The organism is Vagococcus sp. WN80Y, from assembly GCF_059621045.1.
On the sequence record NZ_JCAQHY010000151.1, the window covers coordinates 16,887 to 40,949 of the forward strand.

Consider the following 24,063-nt stretch of genomic DNA (forward strand, 5'->3'; position numbering starts at 1 on the left):
AGCTATACAATATAAGAAACTCTATAGAGAAAGCGAGTCGATTTGTGTGACCTTTGAAAGAATACCATGGGACCAATATTTTATGGCCCAGAGTGTCTTATTATCTTTAAGAAGTACCTGCTCTAGACTAGCTGTAGGCGCAACAATCGTTCGTGATAAACGAATTATTGCTGGTGGCTATAATGGATCGGTTAGTGGCGATGTTCATTGTATTGATGAAGGGTGTTATGTAGTAGATGATCATTGCGTTCGAACGATACATGCAGAGATGAATGCGATATTGCAATGTGCAAAATTCGGTGTTCCGACAGAAGATGCTGAAATTTATGTCACACATTTTCCGTGTTTACAGTGCACAAAAATGATTTTACAGGCAGGGATTCGTAAGATTCATTACTTGAAAGACTATCGGAATAACAAGTATGCCCTTAACTTGATAGAAAAAACAGGGGCTACGGTTGATCAAGTTGTCTTATCTACTAAGTATTTTACTGAAATTCAATTTGGACAGGATGAAGAAGAGACGACGAATTAAGACTATCAATCGTATTAACCAATTGAACTCGCTCAAAGGCTACGTTACATTTATTGCCTTGAGTGTCGCGAGTGTCGGGTGGGTGGTGATAAAAAGTAGTTGGCTAGCAATTTTAGTTCTGCTACTTGTTTGGTTACGCCTATATCGAAGTAAACAGCTACTATTATTAGTGAGCTGTTTTTTGGCGTCGATGTTGCTTGGGGGCTATTTTTTTTGGCAGACACGTCCAGTTAATCAGATGAGTGACGCGCTAGAGGAACGAGCCCAGACTCAAGTCATGGTAGATCCTAACAGTCTGACGATAGAGGGGGATTCGTTGAATTTTGAGGGCCGAAATCAAGTGACGAAAGAGCGGTACGCTTTAAAGTATCAACTAAAATCCGCTGAGGAGAAAGCTGTCTTTAAATCACAAGCAGCATTTTTTTATTTAACAGGAGGGATGACTTTTGAAATACCAGAGGGACAACGAAATTTGAATGGATTTGATTATCGTCAGTATTTGATAGAGTCTGGTATTTACAGAGTTGGAGTTGTTGAAAGGCTACAAAAAGTTCAGAATAAGCGAAGTTGGCATCCTATTCAAGTGATAAAAGTGTGGCGACGGCAACTTGCTTTATATATTGATGTCAACTTTTCTTATATAACTGCTTCCTACATGAAAAGTCTATTCTTAGGAATCAAGGATAGTACCTTTAAAAATCAACAAGAACAGTGGGGAACTTTAGGGATTTTACATTTTTTTAGTCTGTCAGGGATGCACGTCTATTTCTTTGTTAGTTGGGTTAGACAGTTGTTGCTGAGAATGAGATTAACACAGGAAATCGTTTTTTGGTTTGAGCTAGTATTTCTGTTTCTCTATTTATTTTTAGCTGGCTTTTCTACAAGTGTTGGGCGGAGTGTTTTTTATGTTGGTTTAAGAGCGATTAACGGTCATTTAAAAGGGCAATTTTCGGAATTAGATTGTTGGTCCTTGACGCTATTAATTAGTCTGATAGTGAATCCTTACCTGCTTTTTCAAGTAGCAGGCCAGTTATCGTTTGGCTTATCGTTTTACATCATTTACTTGAAGCCGATTGTTGGAAGACTGTCACCATTGACATCACAGCTCGCTTTTTCAGTACTGCTCTCATTATTCGCTATCCCCATAATGAGTGCTCATTTTTTTGAATGGCATGTATTAGGAATTGGCTTGACTTTTTTATTAATACCAGTCTTTAATTATGCTATCTTACCTAGTTTAAGCCTTTTACTGGTTGCTAGTTTCATTGTTCAAGTAAGTGGAGTGTCCGCACTAGTGGAAGGGGCTCTACAGGGTTTTCAAGCCGTACTAGGAGTTCTTAGTACTAATCGAAGCTTGCAGATTGTTACGGGCAAACTGCCAACGTTTCTCTACATTACTTGTTTGTGCTTAACGCTAGCTTGGCTTCATTATTACCATCAAAGAAAAATTGGGCGTTGGCTAGTGCTTGTCATGATTGTTTGTCTGCCAAGTGTTGCTAAGTACGGCGATTTTCAAGGCATGATTGCTTTTATTGATGTTGGTCAGGGAGATAGTTTCCTTATTCAACGCCCGTTTCATCAAGGGGCTATTTTAGTCGACACAGGGGGGCGTTTGCCTTTTGTGGTAAATGAGTCTTGGCGACGAAAAGAACGTCTCACAAGCCAAGCAACATACACCTTAATCCCTTTTTTAAAGAGCCGTGGGATAAAGACCCTTGATCAAGTGATTATTACCCATGCTGATGAGGATCATTTTGGAGATCTTGATGTTATTAATCAAGTGTTTGATATTAAACAACTACTTTATACCAAAGGGACTGGACTTCAAGAGAATTTTAGCAAGACTTTAGATGAATTTAATAAAGGAACACAAAAAATACAGGTAATGGCAGGAACTAGTTGGCATACAGATGACTACCAATTAGACGTATTATATCCAAGAGAAGTGGGGGATGGTGGTAACGATGATTCTTTGGTGATGCTACTAAGCATTATGGGAGAAAAAATATTATTAACAGGTGATTTAGAAGCTCGTGGAGAAGAAAAATTAATTCAGACCTATCCGTCATTAACTGCTACTATCTTAAAGGTGGGGCATCATGGCAGTCGAACGTCTTCAACGGCTCCTTTTCTTAAACAGATTAAGGGGAAGACCGCTATTATATCATGTGGGGTTAATAATCGCTTTGGTCATCCTCACGAGGAGGTTGTGGAACAACTAATCGAGGGCAATAGGAGAATTTATCAAACGAATCAACATGGTATGATTTACTATTGCTGGTACCCTTGGAGAAAAGAGCTATCGGATGTTCAAACAATCAAAAGAAGTCACTAGGAAAAAGTTCTAGATAATGATAGGATAGAGAAGAAGAAAGTACTTAATAGAGTGGATGATAAGATGAGTTTACAACAAGAGTTAAAGAAAATTAAAAGCGGTCAACTAGCGCCGATTTATTTAGTTTTAGGTGAGGAACGCTTTCTTAGCGAGACCTTTAAAAAAGAAATCACTGATACAATTATTCAAACAGAGGACGATGAGCTGAATTTTGCTTCGTTTGATATGAACGAAACGAATTTGTCACAGGCTGTTGAAGAAGCCAATACTATTCCTTTTTTTGGAGATTATCGGTTAGTGGCGATTGAGAATCCTTATTTTTTAACCGGCGAGAAACGGACGGGTGGTCTCGAACACAACATTGACGAATTGTCCGCTTATTTAACGGCGCCTTCAGACACAACCATTCTGGTATTTTATGCGAATTATGAAAAACTAGATGAACGTAAGAAGATTGTTAAGCTATTAAAAAAAGAGGCTGTTTTGATTGATGTAAAAGCGATGGAGGAAAAAGACGTTCGCCAGTATGTCCAACAGTATATTCAAAATGAGGGCTATGAAATCACGCCAGAGGCCTTTGAGCTACTTTTGCGTCTCACAGATATGGAACTATCAAAAATCATGGGAGAGATGACCAAGATTCTATTATATGCCTCAGAAACTAAAAAGATCGTCAAACCGATGATTGAGAATTTAGTTCCCAAATCCCTTGAGCACAATATTTTTGACATGGTGACTTACGTCATGGAGGGAAGGGTTGAATCAGCGTTATCTCTTTATCAAGATTTATTATTACAGGGAGAAGAAACGATTAAAATTAACGCTATTTTGATCAGCCAATTTCGTTTGATGTTACAAATAAAAATTATGGTTAGTTCAGGCTATCAACAAAGTAATATTGTTGATGTGCTAAAAATCCATCCTTACCGAGTCAAATTGGCTATGCAACAAACGCGTAAATTTGAATTAGAGGGGCTTAAAGCAACTTTTTCAGAGTTGGTGGAGAATGACTACCGTATCAAAACAGGGCAGATGGATAAGGAATTGATTTTTGAATTGTTTCTTTTAAAAACTGGTCAAGCATAGTTACACAAATAAAAAAACCTTAGTAGACCAGAAGTCACTAGGGTTTTGTTTATTATTTAGCTAATTTTGCGTGTAAACGTGATTTGTCACGGTTCGCTTTGTTTTTATGGATTAGACCTTTAGTTTCAGCCATATCAATTGCACGACTCGCTTTTTTGTATAACTCTTCAACGTTATCAGCACCAGCTTCTAAACCTTGTTCGAATTTTTTAATAGCAGTACGCATTGATGCTTTTTGTCCTGAGTTTAACTCGTTAGATTTTTCAGCAGTACGTACGCGTTTAATTGCAGATTCAATGTTTGGCATGTATTTCACCTCCGATAACTTTAGTTTTACCTTCAGTCGAAACTGAACGTAATTCAACATTATCCATTATACATAATGATTTTTCAGTTTGCAATAAGTTTATCTCTATAGGGCTATTTTTTTTTGCTAATAATGTAATAATTAAAGGGATTTTTATGGATAGTGAAAACATTCTTAAAAAAGGGCTTCACTTTCTTGAAAATATGTTATTATAGATTTAAATAGACTATTAGAATTGGTGGGTGGACTTTAGTGAACATTGCTCTGTTAGTAACAATCACCTTAGTGATGGGCGTCATCTTTGTCAATGGTTGGACAGATGCACCGAATGCAATTGCAACCGCTATCTCAACGCGAGTGTTACGACCAAAAACAGCTATTAGAATGGCTGTTGTAATGAACTTTTTTGGTGCATTAGTGATGACGTTGATTAACTCACAAGTAGCGGAAACGATTAGTAATATTGTGACCTTTGAAGGCGCTAATAATTCTGCACAAGTTGCTTTAGCGTCATCTTTGTTTGCGATTGTCGTTTGGGCGGTTGCTGCTTGGTATTTTGGAATACCGACTAGTGAAAGTCATGCGTTGATTGCAGGACTGACAGGATCAGCAATGGCTCTTGGTGGGCTAGAAGCAGTTAACATGGCTGAGTGGTCAAAGGTGATTGTTGGATTAGTGGTTTCAACAATTGCAGGCTTTTTCGGTGGTTTTCTAGTAGTTAAAGCTATCGAGCGCTTTTTTTGGACAATTGATCGGCAAAAAGCAAATAAAATTTTTACTTTAGGGCAAGGTTTTGGCGCGGGAGCGATGGCTTTTCTTCATGGCGCACAGGATGGACAAAAATTTATGGGGGTCTTTATGCTAGGTCTGTCTTACAATGGATTAGTGGAGGCCAGCGCTTCAGGAGCCTTTGCCATCCCTATCTGGGTGATGGCACTTTGTTCGCTAACGATGGGATTTGGTACCTCAGTTGGCGGAATGCGGATTATTAAATCAGTGGGGATGGATATGGTTAAGCTTGAAAAATATCAAGGATTTGCTGCGGATTTAAGTGCGGCTGTCTGTTTGTTAGGGGCCTCCTTGTTTGGCATTCCTGTTTCAACGACTCATACCAAGACAACTGCGATTATGGGAGTTGGGGCAGCAAGAAGGCTATCCAGCGTGGATTGGAAAATTGTTAAAGAAATGATACTTGCTTGGGTTTTGACGTTTCCCGGGTGTGGTTTTATTGCGTATGTAATGTCAAAAATCTTTTTATCCATTTTTTAAATGACATAGTTACTTAGAGGTAATAACAGATAAAATTTGAGGAGGAACAATTAGATGGCGAAAAGAAAAGGCTTTGATTATTTTGACGCATTGAAACAATTAGCAGATAAAACGCAGCAGGCAGGGACTAAGTTGAAGAGCATCGTTGAGGATTATCAAGCAGAGACACTACTTGAACGAGCAGAAGAAATCCATCTTCTTGAGAGAGAGGGAGATGAGATCGTTCATACGATTATGGATGAATTGAACCGATCCTTTATTACGCCAATTGATAGAGAAGATATTGTTGTTATTACAGAGCTGATTGACGATGTTTTAGATGGGATTAATTCTATTCTCTATCAATTTGATAATTATTTAATTGCTGAGATGCGTCCGAAAACAGAGAAAATGGCTGACTATATTGTGGAAGCGACAGAAGGTCTTGCAGTAGTGGCGCATGAATTTGCCAAATTTAAAAATTCTAAAACGTTGGGTGAGATGATTGTTCATGTTAACACGATTGAAGGGAAGGCCGATCAACTTTACAGTTCATTGATAAAAGATTTGTTTTCTAATGAAAAAGATGTTTTAGAAGTGATAAAGTGGAAAGAAATCTTTAAACGATTTGAAGATGTGGTTGATATGTCAGAAAAGGCAGTGGATGTGTTAGCTGGATTAGTCATCAAGAATACGTAAAAAAACGCGGAATTTTCCGCGTTTTTTTAATGCTGTGGACTAATTTTTTTATGATGAGTGATAATTTTTTTTTGAGAATTGGTGACGAGTTTAGGGTGAACAGTTCTTAATAATCGAAGCCCGTTTAAAATGACTAGAATCGTGCTACCTTCGTGACCGATGACACCCAATGGTAAGTTGATGATTTTTAGAAAATTAGACATAATCAGGAGAAGAATTACGGATACTGAGAACATGATATTTTGTGTAATGATTCGTTTCAATTTTTTTGCTAAGATATGCGCCATTTGTAATTTTTCTAGATCATCTTTCATTAAGACCACATCAGCAACATCAATAGCAATATCGGTTCCCTGTCCCATTGCAATACCGATTGACGCATTAGCTAGAGCTGGGGCATCATTGACTCCGTCGCCAATCATGGCAGTGACATTATAAAGAGCTTGCTGTTCTTTTATTAGTTTTGTTTTTTGTTCAGGACTACAGCTTGCATGGATTTCATCAATATTAAGCATCTTACCAATTGCTTGTGCAGTATTTTCATGATCACCTGTCATCATAGTTGTATGGATACCTGCTTGATGAAAATACGCAATAGTTGATTTTGCCTCTTCTTTCGGTATATCTAGTAGGGCAAAATAACCTAAGATGATTGAATCACGAGATAAGAAGACGACGGTTTTACCATCTTTTTGAAGCTCGTTGACTGCCGTCTCTAGTTCTGCAGTCAATTTATTGTCTGAAACAAATGGTGCTTTGCCAATTCGCCATTCATGATTATTTTCTCGACCAAGCATACCTGAGCCAGTCAAATCTTCAACCTCTAATGAGTCTAGCGTATCACTGATTTGTTCAGAAAAATAATGCGTTAAAGCCGTGGCTAGGGGATGAGTGCTCGTTTGTTCAATGGCGACGATGGTATTTATAGCCTGTTCTTTTAGTGAATCATCCAAGAAAAAAGCATCGGTTACAACGGGCTTACCTTCTGTTAAGGTTCCAGTTTTATCAAAGCTAATAGCTTTTAAATCTGCCAGATGTTCTAAGAAGACACCGCCTTTAAAAAGAACCCCATTACGCGCCCCAGAAGAGATTGCAGCTAAAGTTGCTGGAGTTGCTGAAGCAACAAGAGCACAGGGGGAAGCGACAACTAATAGCACCATACCGCGATAAAAACTTTCACTCCATGACCATCCCATAAAAAGATAGGGGATAAAAATCATCAGTGGTACCATTATCAGAACAATTTTAACATAAGTATTTTCAATTCGATTCAAAAAGCTAGCAGTTTTTGAAGGGGTATTTTGAGCTTCTTCAACTAGTAGAATAATTTTACTGAATAAGGTGTCTTTACTTTCTTTTAGAACCCTCATTTCAAAACTATTTCCAACATTGATCGTACCAGCAAAGATTTCATCCCCTGCTAATTTTTCTACAGGAATAGATTCACCAGTAATGGAAGCTTCGTCGCAAATCCCAATTCCTTTACTGATTTCACCATCAATGGGAATACTTGCACCTTTGGGAACGAGCAAATGATCGCCAATAACTAAGGTATCAACAAGAACTTTTTCGGTGGAACCATCGGGAAGTAGACGAAAGGCATCTTCAGGCTGCAATTGTAGTAAACTAGATATTTCTTGCTTACTTTTATTGGTTGTATATTCTTCTAGGGAACCACTAAGGGAAAAGATAAAGGTTAGCATGATTCCTTCAAACCAATACTGAATGGTACAGGCTCCAATAGCTGCTAGAGCCATCAGTAAATCGACACTGAGATGTTTGTCTTCAAAGGTTTCAATCAAGCCCTCCTTAGTTTGATAAAAACCGCCAATAATCATGCCACTGACATAAATTATCGGATAGAAACTTGCTCCGCTTTTTTCGGTTAACCAACCAGTTATCATTAATAATCCGCAAATAATAGTCGCTAGAATGACTTTTTGTTCATGGCTTACTTTTTTCATTTAACTCATCTCCTCTACATCCATAGAATAGCAGAATAAATTAGTTATTGATAATAGATAATGGTTAAATGATAATGATAATTCTTACCTTTTATCATAATTGATAATTTATAATCGGTATATAGTTATTTGTTTAACTTAATTATGAAAGTCGATAACGATTATCATTATCATTTGAAATATAATAATTATAATCTGTGAAGAGTTAACTCAAACCGTAAGGTAAATCCATACAAAAAGGCTGTGACGTGATGTCACAGCCCTTTTTGTAGGTAAACTTAGATCATTTTTATGAGCCAGTAGCCAATTAAGATTGCACCGAGAATGATTCGATACCAACCAAATGGTTTGAAATCGTTTGTCTTGATGTAATCTAGTAAGAATTTTATTACCACAATTGAGACAAAGAAAGCTACAACACTGGCAACTAGCAAGATCAGGGTCTCATCAAAGCTAAAGGAATTACCTTTAAGTAAAAACTTGACTATTTTTAGGAAACTAGCTCCAAACATGACTGGAATACTCAAGAAGAATGAGAATTCCGTTGCAACATATCGAGAAGCGCCGATTAGGAGTGCTCCGATAATGGTTGCGCCTGATCGAGATGTCCCAGGCATAAGAGATAGAACTTGGAAAAGTCCAACGATGACTGCTGCTTTGTATGTAAAACGAGTCAGATCGGTACATTTTGGTGTTCGATCTTTATTCCAGTTTTCAACGACGATAAAGAGTACCCCATAAATTATTAACATTAAGGCAATTGGTAAAAACTTGTGGAAATGTAATTCAAACCAATCGTCTAAAGGAATCCCAATAATAGCAGCGGGTAAGCAAGCAATGATGACTTTCCCCCAAAGCTCCCATGTATTCTTTTTTTCTACGGTGTCTTTTTGAGGTGAAAAGGGATTTAATTTGTGGAAAAAAATCACCACAACCGCTAAAATAGCTCCCAGTTGAATTACCACATTGAACATCTCTTTAAAATCTGCTGAGGCATTTAATTTAATAAATTCATCGACTAAGATTAAGTGACCAGTACTACTGATTGGGAGCCATTCGGTAATACCTTCGACAATCCCTAAAATTACGGCCTTAAATAGATTTGACCAATCCATCATTTCATTCCTTCCAAATTGATTTCCATAGATAGGTTAAGTGTGACTTGTTATCTATGTAAAATCAGTATACCGATATTTCTAGTAAAATCCAAATAAAAATCAGTATTTTTACACTTTCTATATAAATAGAGTGAAAAAACCTGTTACGACTGGTTGAGGATTAGTCGAAAACAGGTTAGGGAAAATTTTGCTTAGCTATTGCTATAACGAGAATTTTTACAATACGTTAGATTAGTCAACATATCGTCTCAAATTAGCTAATGAAATCCGCAGGCCTTCAAGATTATTCTCAATTCCTTCAAATTCAATCGCGAGAGGACCAGTGTAACCGGCATTTTTTAGACTAGTAAGGCATTGCTTGATAGGTACATTGCCATGACCAATAATAGCACCACGCAGGAAATTTCCTCCTCTGGTTTGAAAGAAGCCTTCACCCGGGTGTGAGCCACTTCCGGACTTGATGTGGAAATCCTTAGCGTGAGCGTATCCAGCGTAAGGTGCTACACGGCTAACTGCTTCAGTAGGCTCTTCATCTACACATAAAAAATTCCCCATATCGACAAGCAGTTTAAAATTAGGATGACTAACGCCTGAATAAAGAGCTTCTACACGGCTGCTATCCTGTGAAAAAAAGCCGTGATTTTCAACCATGGTCATGATACCTTTAGTGGCTGCGTAGTCGGTTACTGCTCGACAAGCCTTTATGAGAGTTGGCAGAGCTTGAGTAAAGGTTAGGCCTGTTTGGCCACTAGTAGCGTCATGTCGGACGCTTTTAGCACCTAAAATCTCAGCGATATCTATTAAGTCTTTAACACGCGTAATTTCTGCCTCTAAATCGCCATCAGAGCCAGTAAGAAAGTCGGCTCCAAAGGTAAAGTTTGTAATTGGAAAGGCTAATCGATCGAGCTCTTGTCTGAGGCTTAGAGCGTAGTCACGATCGGTTTGTTGAGTGTCGTGAATTAAATCGACAATTTCAATCGCGTCAAATCCCATATCTTTTGCGAGTGATAGACTGTCAAATTGCGTGAGTGTTCCATTTGAAATTAATTGATTAAAACTATAGGTACTAGCGGCAATAATAGTCATTTTAGTAACTCCTCCTTGATTAAATGATGACTTCGTGACCTGTTCGAGCTGATTCGTAGATAGCGTCTAAGATCCGCATAATCGTGACACCATCAGTAGCTGGGGTTAAGCAATTAGTTTGATTCATGACGCAATCGACAAAATGAGCCACCTCATTATAGAATAATCCATCCATATCCAAAGCTGTATTAGTTTTTAGTTGAATATCAGTCATATAGCCGTTAAGATCCGTAAAAAGTTCTAATTGAGGACTAAGCTTAGCCCCACCTTTAGTACCAAATAACTCAATTTGTCCTTGGTCTTCCTTTATATTTAAGCTGAAGCTTGCCTCAATTGAAACAACTGCGCCGTTATCAAAGCGAATCATGGCACTGACAAGGTCCTCGACATCACAAATATCCTTTTCGCTAGTTGCAGAAGCGGAGTATTCGACCGAGTCTTTGATAGTAGGTCGATTGAACAATTTTTGGAAGGTGGCACCGTAGACTGAAATCGGCTTCGGTTGGCCCATCAGGTAGGCTAATGTGTCAATCACATGAACGCCTAAGTCAATCAAGGGTCCGCCGCCTGAGCGGGCTTTGTCGCCAAACCAACCACCGGGATTTCCGTTTCGGCGTAGGTAGGTAGCTTTGCCGTAGTAGATGTCGCCGAAGAAGTCATTGTCCCGGAAATCCGTCACGATTTTGGCATCATTACCAAAGCGGCGAACGAAGCCAATCATCAATAATTTATCGTTTTCTTTTGCAGCAGTCTCCATGGCAAGTGCTTCTTCAACGGAAATGGCCATCGGTTTTTCACACAGGACATGTTTACCAGCATTGAGTGCAGCGATGGCACATTCTGCATGGGCGGCATTCCATGTACAGACACTGACTGCATCGATGTCTGCTTGAGCAAGCAGTGCTTCCTTCGTTGAATAGGTTTCTGTTATACCGTATTTATCAGCCATCAGGGCTAATTGCACAGGATTAATGTCGCAAAAGGCCACTAATTCAACCTGCTCCATTTTTTGATAAGCTTGAATATGTTCATGGGAAATAGAACCAGTCCCAATCATGGCAACTCTTAATTTTTTTGTCATCTTCATGTCCCTCATCTCTTATTGGTTGGTTTGTTGCCTTAAAAAAGTTACAGCTTCGGCAATATCTTTTTCTGGATGCTCGCCAACTTCTCGTTCAATCGTCAAATAGCCAGTGTAACCAATATCAGATAAGGCGTTTAAATAGTTAGGAAAATCGACGTCACCTTGTCCCAAAGGTAGCTCAATAAATGCTTTACCACTTTGGATTTCATCTTCGACCGTGGCTTTCATTCCATACAAAATTTCAGGATCGCGGTCTAATAACTTGCGTCCGTCTTTGGCATGAGTGTGGACAATGTAGTCTTTCAGCGTGTAAACAGCTTCGACAGGATCGTCACCTGTCACCATCACAAAGTTGGCGGGATCAAGGTTAACGGCTACACCTTTTCCAGGTAATGGGTCAAGAAAGGCTTTTAAGGTAGCAGCAACTTCAGGCCCTGTTTCAATTGCGAAATGGGCATCAAGGCTGTTGGCATATTCTGCTAATTGGAAGCAAGCTTCTTGCATTAATTTGAATCGATCATGAGCGGGATCGTTGGGAATTACCCCAATATGTGTAGTGACGATGGAACTATTTAGCTCCTTTGCCAAATTAAGTACACGTTTTGCTTCATCGATAATAGCGGGATACTTGCTTTTATCGTGGAGCATTAAATCTCCAACAATACCTGAGATTTCGAGGCCTGATTCGCGAACCTGAGAGACAAATAAGTCAGTTTTATCATTAGTTAAATTATGGGCAGTTAGTTGACCATTGAGAGCGTGAACCTGTATTCCTTTAGCTCCTATAGCAATAGCTTGCTTTAAAGCGGTCTCATAATCAGTCCTAAAGGATTCTAGCATAACGCCTATGGGAAATTTGTACATGTGACTTCCTCCTAAATATAAGTTGTTGTTGCTCTTAGTTTAACCTGAATGTGGGCGGACTTTAAGTTTGAAACTTGCTATCTGATAGGACAATCTTGCTATTTGTGAAGGAGGCAGAGCGTTAGAGACTAAAAAAGAGAATAGTCCTTAGGTTCTATTCTCGGATAACTAGCTATATATACAACAGGATTATTTTGTCGGTTATGTCTTATCAGAGATTAAAATAGCTACTGTCCTGCTTTTGCTTGAGATATTTCTTGTGAGGGCAGGTAACCAAAGTGCTTACGATATGTTTTAGCAAAATAAGAGGGATCATTAAATCCGCAAGCCAAGGCACAATCAACTACGACAGCATCTTTTTGCAACAGGAGCATTTGAGCACGAGTACAGCGGAAATGGTTGATAAATTCATTGACAGTTGATTCTGTGACTTCTTTAAAGATGCGACAAAAATGAAATTTGCTTACCCCGATCGTGGCGCAGATATCGTCAATTAGAATGGGCTCTTGATAGTGTTGGCTGATATAGTTTATTCCCAACTTTGCCAGTTCAATCTTAGATGGGGTTGCTGGTTGTTTTGGCACAAGTGTATAAGGTAATTCACGAAATAGCAGAGCAATCATTTGCAGGCACATCCCTTGTAAACTTGTTTTGTAATGAGACTGCCGCAAGTCAAACTCATTGATCATTGCTAAATAAAGCGCAATAATGGTGGGATGAGTTGTTTTAGTTTGAAAATTAATAGTCGTGTAATCTAGTTTATGCTGATTAATAAAGCTTTCTTCGATAATGAGACAGCGGTACCGACTGGTTGGGGTAATGGTTCTAAAGGTGTGTAAGCAATTGGAATTGATCACAATCAGGTCACCAGCCAAAGCGGGATAGTCTTGTCCGTCAATAGAGACAACGATTTCGCCTTCTTGTATATAGAGTATTTCGATATTTGTATGCCAATGAGGGAGAACGTCATTCTCGATGACACAGTCATGAAGTAATAAGGGTAAATCTGGGTCAGGACAAAGATCGGTTTCGTAAAATACCACTTGCATGATTCGACTTCCTTTCGTTGTGAGTTTCTATTTCCATGAAGATATTTTTATTGGAACAGCTTTATAGATAGTATACAACAATTATTTCTGAAAAAATCAACTCTTAATTTTTTTTGAGGGATATGTGGTAGATTGATATGTTATGATGAACAAGAGAATTAATGTGATAAAAGCCTTAACGGTAAAAATAGGCAGTCGTTTAATTTTATATATTTAGATAAATTGATAGAAAAGCTTTGCTATTTAGACGAGTCGAGATAAAATAAACTATTAAAACTAATACAGGTTACTCAGCTTTTAATTAGGAGGTTCGTACAAATGAGTGTTAGTAAGTACTTAGAGATACCGCAGATGGATAGTCGATTTCCTTTTCGTTGTTTTATAGACTATGGTAAAGGGCTTGTTTATCCGCATTGGCATAAGGAGATTGAGATTATTTATGTGATAAAGGGAACGATCAAGATAGGCGTAAATGATGAATTGATCGCTGTTAATGAAGGGCAAGTTTTTTTCTTTGATAGCGGTGCGACACATTATTTTTTAGCGACGCCCGAAAGCGAACGGCTTGTTTACCAATTTGACAGTAAAATGTTTAATGAGGGGATTGAAAGTATGGCTAATCGTCAATCCTTAAAGGAAATTTTTGCTAGTCGTGAGAATTGGAGTGTGAATTGGTCCCCAGAGGTAGAGCGCGAGATGTGTCAGCATTTGCAAGTCCTTTATGATGAAACTTTAGCAGCAGAGTCGGGATATATATTTGCGACCCAGCAACATTTGTATGCAATTCTCATGATTCTTTCAAGAAAAATTCCTGAAAAATCACATTTGATGAAAAAAGCGTTAAATGATGATTCTATGAAGAATAAAGAAACTCTGGAACGAATGGATAAGGTGTTTGCGTTCATAGAAGATCGCTACAATCAGGGAATTACCCTTGAAGAGGTAGCCCAATATGTTGGTTTTAGTCCTCATTATTTTACTCGGTTTTTTAAGAAAAACACTGGAACCACCTTCGTTGGCTTTCTAACAGAGTATCGGATAAACATGGCCAAGTCGATTTTAGGAACAGAAGAAATGCCGATGATAGAGGTGGCAGAAAAGGCTGGTTTTAACAGTGTTAAAACCTTTCATCATGTCTTTAAAGAGAATGTGGGCATGTCACCGCTAAAATATCAAAAGTTAATATTCGGGAATTAGTCCGTAAATCTTGGGAAGAAATCCTTTACATTATTTTGTATAGTAGTGGTATCAAACAAATACAAAAATGATGTGGAGGATTTTTTTATGACCTTAAAAGTAGGAATTATTGGATGTGGTGGAATTGCTAATGGTAAGCATATGCCTGCCCTGAAACAAGTGAAGGAAGCTGAGATGGTAGCATTTTGTGACATTATCAGTGAACGTGCTGAGAAAGCGAAAGAGGAATTTGGGGCAGCTGACGCGAAAGCGTATACGGATTATAAAGAGCTTCTAGCTGATGACTCTATTGATGTTATTCATGTCTGTACGCCAAATATATCTCATTCATTTATCTCAATCGATGCCATGGAAGCTAAAAAACATGTGATGTGTGAAAAACCAATGGCTAAGAGCTCAGAAGAAGCGCGAGCAATGATTGATGCGTCAAAACGCACAGGAATGAAATTAACAATTGGTTATCAAAATCGTTTCCGAACAGATTCACAGTACTTACATGAGGTGTGTGAAGCCAATGAATTAGGGGAAATCTATCTAGGAAAAGCTCATGCGATTCGTCGTCGTGCGGTTCCAACATGGGGCGTATTTTTAGATGAAGAAGCCCAAGGAGGTGGCCCGCTGATTGATATCGGTACTCATGCGTTAGATTTAACACTCTGGATGATGAATAATTATCAACCTAAATATGTGGTGGGGAATACGTATCATAAATTATCTCAAACAAAAAATGCAGCGAATGCTTGGGGACCTTGGGACCCAGAAAAATTCACCGTGGAAGACTCAGCCTTTGGTTTTGTAACAATGGAGAACGGCGCAACAATCTTCTTAGAAGCAAGCTGGGCACTAAATACTCTAGATGTTAGTGAAGCGACAACGACCTTATCTGGGACTAAAGGTGGCGCAGGTATGAAGGATGGCTTACAAATCAATGGTGAAGATCGTGGGCTGCTGTACGAGAAAAAAATCGACACTGAAACTGCTGGAGTTGCTTTTTATGAAGGCGCAACTAATAGTCCAGAAGCAATTGAAGCGCAGCAATGGATTAATGCCATTATCAATGACACAGATCCAGTTGTTTTGCCAGAACAAGCATTGGTTGTAACAGAAATCTTGGAAGCGATGTATAAATCGTCTGAAACAGGCGAACCTGTTTTCTTAAACAAATAAACTCGAGGTGAAACGAAATGACAAGCATTAGTTTACAGCTATGGAGTATTCAAGATGAGTGTGCCAAAGATTTTCTTGGCACCTTAACAAAGGTAAAAGAATTTGGTTATGACGGTGTTGAGTTTGCTGGTTATTATGAAACAGACGCGACGGTATTAAAGGCTCATTTAGATAAAATTGGACTAAAAGTTTCTGGCTCTCATGTGGCGGCTGAGAAGTTATTAACGGATTTGGAGCAGACCATTGCTTATGAGAAAGCCTTAGGCAATACTCATGTGATTATCCCTTGGGAACAGGGGGAATCGTTGGCTGATTGGCAGGCGCATTTTGCGGCGTTCAAGCCAATTCAAGCTCGTTTACAGGAAGAGGGCTTAGTCCTTGGTTATCATAATCATGCCCATGAATTTACTCAAATTCCAGAGGTCAATATTTTAGAAGCGATGGTTGAAGCTGTACCTGAAATTAAGTTAGAGGTCGATACTTATTGGGTAGAGTTTGCCGGTGAAGTGGCTATCAAGTGGATGACAAAAAATAAAGAAGCGATTGAGTGGTTGCATATTAAAGACATGCGCAAAGACGGCGAGGTTACAGAGAGCACAGAGATTGGCTCAGGGATTTTACCAATTAGAAGCTTTGTTGAATTTGCTAAGGATAATGATATTCAGTGGCTAGTCATTGAGCAAGAGGCTTTCCAAGCACACACGCCGTTTGAAAGTGCTGAACTTAATGTTCGTAGCTTGCGCAAAATTGTTGACGAGGTGTTCGAATGATTAATGTAACGGTTTGGAATGAATACCGTCACGAAAAAGAAAGGGAAGAGGTTCGGGCGGTTTATCCTGAGGGGATTCACAATCAACTTAAGTCATTTTTAGAAGAAGACTTTACTGTACAGACGGCCACGTTAGATGAACCAGAACATGGATTAACCGAAGAGGTTCTCGGGAATACGGACGTTCTCGTCTGGTGGGGGCATGTAGCTCATCAGGAAGTTAGCGATGAGATTGTTAACAAGGTTCATCAGCGAGTTTTGGAGGGCATGGGATTAATTGTGTTACATTCAGGACATATGTCGAAGATTTTTATGAAGCTCATGGGAACAAGCTGTGACCTTAAATGGCGAGAAGCGGAAGAGATTTGTCGAATGTGGAGTGTTAATCCGAGCCATCCGATTGTAGAAGGGATTGGCGAATACATTGAATTAGAGCGCGAAGAGATGTATGGTGAGCACTTTGATATTCCCGCACCAGATGAATTAATTTTTATTAATTGGTATGAAGGTGGCGAGGTTTTCCGAGGTGGCTGTACTTATCGCCGTGGTAATGGAAAAATATTTTACTTCCAGCCCGGTCATGAAACTTATCCTTCTTATTATCATAAGGATGTTCAACGGGTCATAAAAAATGCGGTTCGTTGGGCTAACCCAACGGCTAATACGTATCCAGCGTACGGCAATCATCAGCCGTTAAATACTATTAAACAAAAATAAGCTACAAAGGAGCTATTAACATGAAATTAGGCGTATTTACTCCCTTATTTAATAACTTAAACTTTGAAGAAATGATTGAAAAAGTCTCAGCAGCAGGTTTACAGACCGTGGAAATAGGGACAGGTGGTTCTCCAGGAACAGCTCATTGTGATATCGATGGCTTACTAGCAAGCGAAGAGGCACGTAATGAGTATGCAGCAAAATTAGAAGCAAAAGGGCTGACAGTCAGTGCTTTTAGCTGTCACCATAACCCTATTTCTCCTGACCCAGCAGTGGCAAAAGAGGCCGATGAGTTATTACGTAAAACAATTAAATTGGCGTCATTAATGAATGTCCCAGTCGTGAATTGTTTCTCAGGTGTCAGTGGGGGAAATGCAACAGATACAACAGTTAACTGGCCAGTTTTACCCTGGCCAACAGAGTATAATGACAGCTATGAGTGGCAATGGGAAAACAAATTAATTCCTTATTGGAAGGAAATTAATGATATTGCCGTAGCAGCTGATGTTAAGATCGGGATTGAGTTACACGGTGGTTTCTTGTGCCACACGCCTTACACAATGTTGAAATTACGTGAAGCAACTGGGCCAGCTATTGGGTGTAACTTGGACCCATCTCATTTATGGTGGCAAGGGATAGATCCAGTTGGTGCGATCAAAATCTTAGGAAAAGCGGGAGCAATCCATCATTTTCACGCCAAAGATACTTATCTAGACCAGGATAATATCAACATGTATGGCTTAACAGATATGCAGCCTTATGGCAATGTACAAACTAGGGCGTGGACATTCCGTTCTGTTGGATGTGGTCACAGTATGCAGGATTGGTCTGATATGATTAGTGTGTTACGTCTATACGGTTACGACTATGTGCTAAGTATCGAACATGAAGATCCAATTATGTCAATTGATGAAGGATTCAATCGTGCCGTTACTAACTTAAAATCAATCATGATTAATGACATGCCGACAGACATGTGGTGGGCATAAATAGTATATATTTCTAGATTAGTTTATGAGAGGTAGCTAATTTAACAGTCTTTAACAAATTTTTAATTAAAAGGAGTCAATTACAGTGAAACCAATTAATTTTGTTGTCGTCGGTTTTGGTGGCATGGGGAGTTACCATGCTCGTGGCTTAATCGGTGAAAACCAATATGTTAATACTTATGGGACATACGACAGTGATGAAAAAAGGCAAGTAGCAGCGAAAGAAGAAGGATTTAATGTCTATGACTCTTTTGAAGCAGTTTTAGCAGATGAAAAAGTTGAGGCGATTCTTGTTGCGACGCCTAACGATTCTCATAAAGAACTAGTGATTGCTGCTTTAAGAGCAGGTAAACACGTTGTCTGTGAAAAGCCTGTCATGATGTCGGTGGCGGATTTTGATGAGGTGGTTAAGGTTTCTGAGGAGATGGGGAAAGTCTTTATGACCCATCAAAACAGACGATGGGATTCGGATTTTCTTATTATTCGTGAGCTATACAACACAGAAGAAATTGGCGCTCTTTTTCAAATCGAATCACGTGTTCACGGAGCTAATGGAATCCCTGGGGACTGGCGTCATTTAAAAGCTCAGGGGGGCGGAATGCTGCTAGATTGGGGCGTTCATTTGTTGGATCAACTATTATTTATGGTTGATAGTCCAATAAAAAGTGTGTCTGCTGATTTAAGCTATGTATTGGGTGACGATGCAGATGATGGCTTTATGAGCTACATTATTTTTGAAAATGGCGTTCGTGCATTGATTGAAGTTGGGACGAGTAACTTTATTAAGCTACCAAGGTGGTATGTCAAGGGGTATAAAGGGACCGGGGTTATTAATGACTGGGATCTTTCAGGTGAGTTGGTTTTGCAAAGAGAAACAGAGATAAAACATGAACCCACTCCGATTCAAGCAGGACAGGGCTTGACTAAGACAATGGCTCCCCCATCAGAAGAAATGACAGAACGTCGTGAATTACCTAAAGTTGAAGCTGAGTTTGACTCTTTTTATGATAATTTCTATCAAGTCGTTCGTGAAGAGGCTGACGCGGTTGTTAAAAATCACGAAGTTCGTGATTGCTTGGTCTTGATTGAAACAATTTTTCACGCAGCTGAAACAGGTGAAACCATTAAAATGTAAAAAGAAGCACGTATCAGATTACGAGTGACTGATACGTGCTTTTGTGTGCCTATAATTTGCTTTACAAAGAGTCTTAGATAGAGTTCATACTTAGGGTTGAGGACGAGGTTAAAGGCCATGTGATAAAGTATAGGAAAAGAAGCGGCTCAGCGATAAACTAAAAGAATGATGAGGAGTAACCTATGGATAAAATGACCCATTATCAAACAATTGATAGAATAAAATTTGTCACAGCACTGTTAGTTATTTGTGTCCATTGTCAAGCCATAGTAACCCAACCAGAACTCAACTTCTTTATTAAAAATATCGTCAGTCGCATAGCGGTTCCTTTTTTCTTCGTAAGTAGTGCTTTTTTTGTTAGAAAAGGAATACAGACTAAACCTGATTACTTAAAAAAATATTTAAAAAACTTAAGTAAATCCTATCTGTTTTGGAGCCTTCTATTTATTCCTTTGGGATTAGATTGGATTAACCAAAATTTAGCAATAGAGCTGAAGTTATTACCGATTGCGTTATTAGTAGGCTTGGTTCATGTTGGAACTTATTATCATTTGTGGTATATTCCGGCGATAATCTTCTGTCTTTTTTTTGTCAATTATTTATTAAAATGGGTTTCTTATAAAGTGGTTTTCACAATTTCTACCTTATTTTTTTTGTTTGGGAGCTTAGAAACGTACTATGGCTTTTTAAAAGAATCGTGGTTTAAAGCATTCTTTCACTCAGTCATTCAATTGATTTTTACAACGCGAACAGGGTTACTATTCGGTATGATTTTTACTGTAATAGGCTTCTTCATTTATGATAATCAAGAAAAATTGTCCTCTCTATTAAAATTTATTCCGATCCTTACATTGATATTTGGCGGGTTGCTGATAGCAGAAGGAATGACTATTTATCAAGTTAGAGGCTTGGATGCCAATTTTTATTTAATGCTCGTGCCGTTTAGTTTTTGTTTTTTCTTGTGGGGGCTATCAACTTCCATGGGAAAGGTTACAGAGACTAAAAAGCTACGTGAGCTTTCAAAATATTATTATTTTATTCACCCAGTTAGTATTATTATTGTAGTTGAAATTGGCAAAGCATTTAATTTAAGCATGTTAAAATCAGGACTTGGCAGCCTTTTATTGATTGTCATGTTGACACATGTGTTTAGTTTAGTTATTATTCAGCTTAAGAAACAATCCCTAGCTATAGTACCTGTAGTTCAATCGGTCTTGTTAGGATTGGCAGTGACGTTTATTTTAGCTCATATTCTCTATTTCCTAAGAGAATCGACCCTAACGATCAAATTTGAATTTGCTTCAAGTTTATGGTTCTTCCTAAGCTATCTTATGTATTTTTTATTAACTCAACAAGAAATAATTAGACAGAAATTGAACTTTATGAAAATAAGTTAAAGAATATAGATTAAAAATTGATTTCTTATGGCAATATTTCTATAAATGAGTTACTCTTTTTTAGTGAGTATTTCAAGATTGGTTTGCTTCATATTCTTGTATGTGAGAAGACTAATTTATGAAACGCTGAATTGTTGAATAAAATAATTAGTGCGAGTGAGGGAGATAAATGATTGTTTCAGATGTATTATATGGTGATTATCAAGTTGAACCAGTATTAGAAGAGTTAATCAATTGTAAAGAAGTTCAACGCTTAAAAGACATTCATATGATTGGCCCGTCTTATTTGTTAAATCCAGTATGGAATGAGACTCGTTATGAGCATTCAATCGGAGTGATGCTTCTAATTAGAAAAACGGGAGGAAGTATTGAGGAACAAATAGCAGGTCTTCTTCATGATGTTTCTCACACCATTTTTTCTCATGTTATTGATTTGGTAATGAAGAGGGAAGACGAAGATTACCATGAAGAAATTAAACAAAATTATCTTTTGACAAGCTCGATTCCTGCTATTTTGGCGAAACATGGGTTTGATTATCAAACTATTTTACTTGATGATAGTCAATGGAAGATTCTAGAACAAGAAGCTCCTCTTCTTTGTGCAGATCGAATTGATTATACCCTGAGAGAAGTCTATCGATATTTTGATGCCAATTTATCTGACATTCATCAGTTTGTATCAAGTCTGGAGTTTGTAGAAGATAAACTTGTGTTGAAGGAGCTGGCAGCTGGTGAGTGGTTCGTTGAACACTATTACAAAGTAGTAATCGATTTATTTTATGATCCAGTTAATATTTATGGCTATGAGATCATGAGTAAGATTTTAGGGTACGCGCTGAAAAGTGGTTATTTATCTGAGGAAGACTTGATGAAAGAAGAAACCAAGGTATTGAGTGAGTTGAGAGGGCTTGAAGATAAGAGCATGGTAAAGTTATTTACTGAGTTCTTTTCGTCTGTTACTTATGAGAGAGTTGAGTCATCACAAGCGTATGATATCTATCAAAAGAAGAAAATGCGTTTAGTAGACCCCTTAGTCATGATTAATTCTCAGCCAGCTTTCACCTCTTCATATTCAGCCTTAGCTCGAAAGATGACTGATCAAGCTAGAAAAAAAAGTGCAGAAGGGATTTACTTACGAGTGATACCGCAACTTGATTAGTTAGCCTGTGGGTAGATTGAGTGAGATATCGGCTTTTTTATTAACGATAACATCAATTAGAAGCGATCAGACTTGTTATTAAATCGAAAAATCTCGATTGAGTCATGTCCGCTAAAAGCGTACATAGTGATTGACACGTTTTGTAATGTTAAAAAGTGGCCAGCGTGTCTAGTAGCGATTGTATGAGTGCTTTCCAAGGAAGAGAAGGAGTTGTGAAACGATTAGATTTGTTATTAAATCGAAAAAATCTCGATTGAGTCATGTCCGCTAAAAGCTTACATGGCCATTGCTAGATAGTGTTATGTTCACTAGTTTGAGTTAGTAGATGGGTTGACTACTAAACTCGCTACTATCTACTAGTTATATCATAGTTATCTAAGCCGTGTCCATTGGGCTTAGTGCCAGAAAAGTTCTTATCTTGCCTTAAATCAAGCTATTTTATGGGGTGGTTTTATTAATGTTTCAGTATTTAGTGGGATTGGATGAGAGAGAGCCTCTATTTGAAGGTAAGTTAAGTGAATTAGAGGAAAGTTAAGAGATAGTAAGGTCACATGAATGGATTGACTGAAATAAACGATAAAAGCTCCTTGTCTCATTGAGACAGGGAGCTTTTTTATGAATTAATGTCTTAGTCTTCTAAATACTAAGAAATTTAGCTATCAATAATTAAAAAGGGATATAATAACTCTTCTTTTATTATACATTTTTTAATCAATAGGTCAACCATCTATTTAAAATTTTTTTTTGAAGCCCCTTCAAATAAGGGCCAAAGCTATACTAATGAGGAAAATAAGAAGCTTAAGAGTGATAGACTTAAGAAGATGTCTAAAAAATGACTAGTTTTATCCGCCGTCATTATCGCCGTCAAATTTTTCTACTAAAAAGGAGTGTGTATCAATGTCAAAACGTGGTGAAAATATTTATAAACGTAAAGATGGACGCTGGGAGGGACGTTATCCGAAAGGGAGAAAGTTAGATGGAAGCCTTTATTACGGCTATGTCTACGCTCGTAGCTATAAGTCTGTCAAAGAGGAGGTTGCTTTTCAAAGGAGACGTTATCAGTTGAAAAGTAATCAGGAAAATTTGCCCTCTCTTTATCAAGGGACATCCCAAGAATGGATTAGTTATTGGCTTGAAGAGGTAATCGTTACAAGAGTTAAGCCTAGTACCTATGCTAACTATTTTAGTAAGTTGAAAGTTCATTTTATCCCTATATTTGGGGAAAAGGAGCTTTCCTCAATTACGAAACAAGCATTAGAAAATTGGATAAAAGAATTGCGTTCAGAATTATCTCTATCTACAATCCATGTTTTATTTCGAATTATAAAAAGTTGTTTTAGTTATGCGAAAAATCAAGGGTATTTGTTGGTAGACCCAACGAAAGGTGTGTCGCTTCCTATATTAGCGACTAAAAAAGCGCAAGCCTTTTCAGTTTCTGAGCAGAAAACAATAATTGACTATAGCCAAAGGAATGAGAAAGATTTACCAGTGGTGATCGCACTAGAAACTGGTATGCGAGTAGGAGAAATTTGTGGATTAAAATGGGAAGATATAGACTTTGATCAACAAGTTATTCATGTCCGACGAACAGTTCAGCGGTTAACGAGTTATTCTAGAGATAAAGTCAAAACGTATCTTGAAATAGGCAAGCCAAAAACAGTTCAGTCAGAACGCATCATTCCTTTATCCGAACGTTTGAAAGGGGTGTTGCTAAAGAGCGATTCCCAAGTTGGAACGGAGTTTGTTGTCAATAATAAGGAAAAACCACTAGATCCACGTACGGTTTCTTATCGGTTTAAGCGGCTAAAAATGCAGTTAAATTTGCCGAACCTAACCTTTCATACCTTGCGCCATACATTTGCGACACGTTGCGTTGAATTAGGTGTAAATATTGCAGCGATTAGCTCTTTGCTAGGCCATAGTTCAATTAAGATGACTCTGGATGTTTATACCAGTTCATTTATAAAGGATCAACGAACGGCTGTTAATCAACTAGCCACATTGTAAAAAAAAGGAGGAAGGATACTGATTGCTAAAGGGGTAGGGATATTCATATAACGTTAGTTAATTTATCATACCTGCTATTTTGTTACCCGTTATTATTTAGAATTAATCGAGGTGGCTAACTTGATATCTATAAGCCGTCACCATCGCCGTC

21 protein-coding genes are annotated in these 24,063 nt (G+C 38.2%); 14 read left to right on the forward strand and 7 right to left on the reverse strand.

Annotated elements, in window-relative coordinates:
- Positions 1–46 precede the first annotated feature (46 nt).
- From AC5KOD_RS11275 to holA, 3 genes are all read left to right on the forward strand, one after another.
- The gene (locus tag AC5KOD_RS11275; RefSeq protein WP_496914661.1) at positions 47–535 is read left to right on the forward strand and encodes a ComE operon protein 2; all 489 of its coding nucleotides are present in this window, start codon (positions 47–49) and stop codon (positions 533–535) included.
- Positions 513–2,870, forward strand: coding sequence for a DNA internalization-related competence protein ComEC/Rec2 (locus AC5KOD_RS11280; protein ID WP_496914662.1), 2,358 nt, complete (start codon positions 513–515; stop codon positions 2,868–2,870). Before AC5KOD_RS11275 ends, AC5KOD_RS11280 begins: the two co-directional genes overlap by 23 nt.
- 63 nt (positions 2,871–2,933) lie before the next feature.
- Positions 2,934–3,956 carry a DNA polymerase III subunit delta gene (gene holA, locus AC5KOD_RS11285; RefSeq protein WP_496914663.1) on the forward strand — a complete coding sequence of 341 codons (1,023 nt, stop codon included), beginning with the start codon at positions 2,934–2,936 and terminating at the stop codon, positions 3,954–3,956.
- A gap of 52 nt (positions 3,957–4,008) precedes the next feature.
- Here the strand turns inward: holA and rpsT are convergent, their stop codons facing one another.
- Positions 4,009–4,263, reverse strand: coding sequence for a 30S ribosomal protein S20 (gene rpsT / locus AC5KOD_RS11290; RefSeq protein WP_496914664.1), 255 nt, complete (start codon positions 4,261–4,263; stop codon positions 4,009–4,011).
- A gap of 288 nt (positions 4,264–4,551) precedes the next feature.
- On the opposite strand from rpsT, the gene AC5KOD_RS11295 reads away from it, so the two are divergent.
- Together AC5KOD_RS11295 and AC5KOD_RS11300 are read left to right on the forward strand one after the other, a co-directional pair.
- Entirely contained in the window at positions 4,552–5,532 is a 981-nt protein-coding gene (locus AC5KOD_RS11295) for an inorganic phosphate transporter (protein ID WP_496914699.1), read from the forward strand.
- Positions 5,533–5,586: 54 nt separating this feature from the next.
- Positions 5,587–6,210 (forward strand): DUF47 domain-containing protein, encoded by a 624-nt coding sequence (locus AC5KOD_RS11300; RefSeq protein WP_496914665.1) that lies wholly within the window; start codon positions 5,587–5,589, stop codon positions 6,208–6,210.
- Between the two features lie 26 nt (positions 6,211–6,236).
- On the opposite strand, the gene AC5KOD_RS11305 is transcribed toward AC5KOD_RS11300, so the two are convergent.
- The 6 genes from AC5KOD_RS11305 to AC5KOD_RS11330 all read right to left on the reverse strand — a co-directional run bounded on the left by AC5KOD_RS11305 (position 6,237) and on the right by AC5KOD_RS11330 (position 13,375).
- Positions 6,237–8,174 carry a heavy metal translocating P-type ATPase gene (locus AC5KOD_RS11305; RefSeq protein ID WP_496914666.1) on the reverse strand — a complete coding sequence of 646 codons (1,938 nt, stop codon included), beginning with the start codon at positions 8,172–8,174 and terminating at the stop codon, positions 6,237–6,239.
- Between the two features lie 278 nt (positions 8,175–8,452).
- Positions 8,453–9,289 (reverse strand): undecaprenyl-diphosphate phosphatase, encoded by an 837-nt coding sequence (locus tag AC5KOD_RS11310; RefSeq protein WP_496914700.1) that lies wholly within the window; start codon positions 9,287–9,289, stop codon positions 8,453–8,455.
- Between the two features lie 234 nt (positions 9,290–9,523).
- Positions 9,524–10,378, reverse strand: a complete 855-nt coding sequence (locus AC5KOD_RS11315) for a sugar phosphate isomerase/epimerase family protein (protein WP_496914667.1) — start codon at positions 10,376–10,378, stop codon at positions 9,524–9,526.
- A gap of 19 nt (positions 10,379–10,397) precedes the next feature.
- Positions 10,398–11,474, reverse strand: coding sequence for a Gfo/Idh/MocA family protein (locus AC5KOD_RS11320; RefSeq protein ID WP_496914668.1), 1,077 nt, complete (start codon positions 11,472–11,474; stop codon positions 10,398–10,400).
- A 3-nt stretch (positions 11,475–11,477) separates the two neighbouring features.
- Positions 11,478–12,326 (reverse strand): sugar phosphate isomerase/epimerase family protein, encoded by an 849-nt coding sequence (locus AC5KOD_RS11325; RefSeq protein WP_496914669.1) that lies wholly within the window; start codon positions 12,324–12,326, stop codon positions 11,478–11,480.
- 227 nt (positions 12,327–12,553) lie between these two features.
- Positions 12,554–13,375, reverse strand: a complete 822-nt coding sequence (locus tag AC5KOD_RS11330) for an AraC family transcriptional regulator (protein WP_496914670.1) — start codon at positions 13,373–13,375, stop codon at positions 12,554–12,556.
- 318 nt (positions 13,376–13,693) lie between these two features.
- Here AC5KOD_RS11330 and AC5KOD_RS11335 point away from each other — a divergent pair, with 318 nt between their 5' ends.
- The 9 genes from AC5KOD_RS11335 (at position 13,694) to AC5KOD_RS11375 (ending at position 23,912) form a co-directional block, all read left to right on the forward strand.
- A complete protein-coding gene (locus tag AC5KOD_RS11335; protein ID WP_496914671.1) occupies positions 13,694–14,572 on the forward strand; it encodes an AraC family transcriptional regulator in 879 nt (292 codons plus the stop codon).
- Between the two features lie 87 nt (positions 14,573–14,659).
- Positions 14,660–15,739, forward strand: a complete 1,080-nt coding sequence (locus tag AC5KOD_RS11340; RefSeq protein WP_496914672.1) for a Gfo/Idh/MocA family protein — start codon at positions 14,660–14,662, stop codon at positions 15,737–15,739.
- A 17-nt stretch (positions 15,740–15,756) separates the two neighbouring features.
- Complete coding sequence (locus tag AC5KOD_RS11345) at positions 15,757–16,509, forward strand: sugar phosphate isomerase/epimerase family protein (RefSeq protein ID WP_496914673.1); 753 nt, start codon at positions 15,757–15,759, stop codon at positions 16,507–16,509.
- Complete coding sequence (locus AC5KOD_RS11350) at positions 16,506–17,225, forward strand: ThuA domain-containing protein (protein WP_496914674.1); 720 nt, start codon at positions 16,506–16,508, stop codon at positions 17,223–17,225. The genes AC5KOD_RS11345 and AC5KOD_RS11350 overlap by 4 nt, the downstream gene beginning before the upstream one ends.
- Before the next feature lie 20 nt (positions 17,226–17,245).
- Positions 17,246–18,214, forward strand: coding sequence for a sugar phosphate isomerase/epimerase family protein (locus AC5KOD_RS11355; RefSeq protein ID WP_496914675.1), 969 nt, complete (start codon positions 17,246–17,248; stop codon positions 18,212–18,214).
- 85 nt (positions 18,215–18,299) lie between these two features.
- Positions 18,300–19,349 (forward strand): Gfo/Idh/MocA family protein, encoded by a 1,050-nt coding sequence (locus AC5KOD_RS11360; RefSeq protein ID WP_496914676.1) that lies wholly within the window; start codon positions 18,300–18,302, stop codon positions 19,347–19,349.
- Between the two features lie 182 nt (positions 19,350–19,531).
- Positions 19,532–20,746, forward strand: a complete 1,215-nt coding sequence (locus AC5KOD_RS11365) for an acyltransferase family protein (RefSeq protein WP_496914677.1) — start codon at positions 19,532–19,534, stop codon at positions 20,744–20,746.
- 169 nt (positions 20,747–20,915) lie between these two features.
- Positions 20,916–21,905, forward strand: coding sequence for an HD domain-containing protein (locus AC5KOD_RS11370; RefSeq protein WP_496914678.1), 990 nt, complete (start codon positions 20,916–20,918; stop codon positions 21,903–21,905).
- 897 nt (positions 21,906–22,802) lie between these two features.
- Positions 22,803–23,912 (forward strand): tyrosine-type recombinase/integrase, encoded by a 1,110-nt coding sequence (locus AC5KOD_RS11375; protein WP_496914679.1) that lies wholly within the window; start codon positions 22,803–22,805, stop codon positions 23,910–23,912.
- The last annotated feature ends 151 nt before the right edge of the window (positions 23,913–24,063 follow it).

What these genes read in the sequence shown, in the direction of transcription:
- AC5KOD_RS11355 (WP_496914675.1), top strand. Translation starts at nt 17,246, where the DNA reads ATGAAATTAGGCGTATTTACTCCCTTATTTAATAACTTAAACTTTGAA.
- AC5KOD_RS11375 (WP_496914679.1), top strand. Translation starts at nt 22,803, where the DNA reads ATGTCAAAACGTGGTGAAAATATTTATAAACGTAAAGATGGACGCTGG.
- AC5KOD_RS11305 (WP_496914666.1), bottom strand. Translation starts at nt 8,174, where the DNA reads ATGAAAAAAGTAAGCCATGAACAAAAAGTCATTCTAGCGACTATTATT.
- AC5KOD_RS11335 (WP_496914671.1), top strand. Translation starts at nt 13,694, where the DNA reads ATGAGTGTTAGTAAGTACTTAGAGATACCGCAGATGGATAGTCGATTT.
- AC5KOD_RS11310 (WP_496914700.1), bottom strand. Translation starts at nt 9,289, where the DNA reads ATGGATTGGTCAAATCTATTTAAGGCCGTAATTTTAGGGATTGTCGAA.
- AC5KOD_RS11345 (WP_496914673.1), top strand. Translation starts at nt 15,757, where the DNA reads ATGACAAGCATTAGTTTACAGCTATGGAGTATTCAAGATGAGTGTGCC.
- AC5KOD_RS11280 (WP_496914662.1), top strand. Translation starts at nt 513, where the DNA reads ATGAAGAAGAGACGACGAATTAAGACTATCAATCGTATTAACCAATTG.
- AC5KOD_RS11295 (WP_496914699.1), top strand. Translation starts at nt 4,552, where the DNA reads ATGGGCGTCATCTTTGTCAATGGTTGGACAGATGCACCGAATGCAATT.
- holA (WP_496914663.1), top strand. Translation starts at nt 2,934, where the DNA reads ATGAGTTTACAACAAGAGTTAAAGAAAATTAAAAGCGGTCAACTAGCG.
- AC5KOD_RS11350 (WP_496914674.1), top strand. Translation starts at nt 16,506, where the DNA reads ATGATTAATGTAACGGTTTGGAATGAATACCGTCACGAAAAAGAAAGG.
- AC5KOD_RS11365 (WP_496914677.1), top strand. Translation starts at nt 19,532, where the DNA reads ATGGATAAAATGACCCATTATCAAACAATTGATAGAATAAAATTTGTC.
- AC5KOD_RS11370 (WP_496914678.1), top strand. Translation starts at nt 20,916, where the DNA reads ATGATTGTTTCAGATGTATTATATGGTGATTATCAAGTTGAACCAGTA.
- rpsT (WP_496914664.1), bottom strand. Translation starts at nt 4,263, where the DNA reads ATGCCAAACATTGAATCTGCAATTAAACGCGTACGTACTGCTGAAAAA.
- AC5KOD_RS11340 (WP_496914672.1), top strand. Translation starts at nt 14,660, where the DNA reads ATGACCTTAAAAGTAGGAATTATTGGATGTGGTGGAATTGCTAATGGT.
- AC5KOD_RS11325 (WP_496914669.1), bottom strand. Translation starts at nt 12,326, where the DNA reads ATGTACAAATTTCCCATAGGCGTTATGCTAGAATCCTTTAGGACTGAT.
- AC5KOD_RS11320 (WP_496914668.1), bottom strand. Translation starts at nt 11,474, where the DNA reads ATGAGGGACATGAAGATGACAAAAAAATTAAGAGTTGCCATGATTGGG.
- AC5KOD_RS11330 (WP_496914670.1), bottom strand. Translation starts at nt 13,375, where the DNA reads ATGCAAGTGGTATTTTACGAAACCGATCTTTGTCCTGACCCAGATTTA.
- AC5KOD_RS11300 (WP_496914665.1), top strand. Translation starts at nt 5,587, where the DNA reads ATGGCGAAAAGAAAAGGCTTTGATTATTTTGACGCATTGAAACAATTA.
- AC5KOD_RS11315 (WP_496914667.1), bottom strand. Translation starts at nt 10,378, where the DNA reads ATGACTATTATTGCCGCTAGTACCTATAGTTTTAATCAATTAATTTCA.